1 pseudogene is annotated in these 338 nt (G+C 47.3%); it reads left to right on the top strand.

The annotated features are described in order from the left end of the window. A pseudogene (locus F1003_RS16615) lies at positions 1 to 338 on the top strand (HYR-like domain-containing protein); the annotation flags it as partial.

Raw genomic sequence — 338 nt, 5'->3', positions numbered from 1 at the left:
TCTGCCAATACTGGTGTGGCTACCGCTTTAGATACTTGTGGTGATGTGACTATTACTGAAAGTGACGTTGAGACGGCTGCTTGTGGCAATACAAAAACCATTACACGTACTTGGACCGCTACCGATGCTTGTGGAAACACAGCTACCGATACGCAGACCATTACCGTTGTGGATACAACACCTCCAACGATCACGGCTCCTGCAGATGTCACTATTGAGTGTACCGATGATGAGTCCTCTGCAAATACTGGTGTCGCTACCGCTTCCGATACTTGTGGTGATGTGACCATTACTGAATCCGATATTGAGACGGCTGCTTGTGGGAATACTAAAACGAT

Source organism: Winogradskyella ouciana (genome assembly GCF_009709615.1).
Lineage (GTDB): Bacteria > Bacteroidota > Bacteroidia > Flavobacteriales > Flavobacteriaceae > Winogradskyella > Winogradskyella ouciana.
The sequence above is the reverse complement of the archived record's forward strand: the minus strand, read 5'-3'. Positions and strand labels throughout refer to the sequence as shown.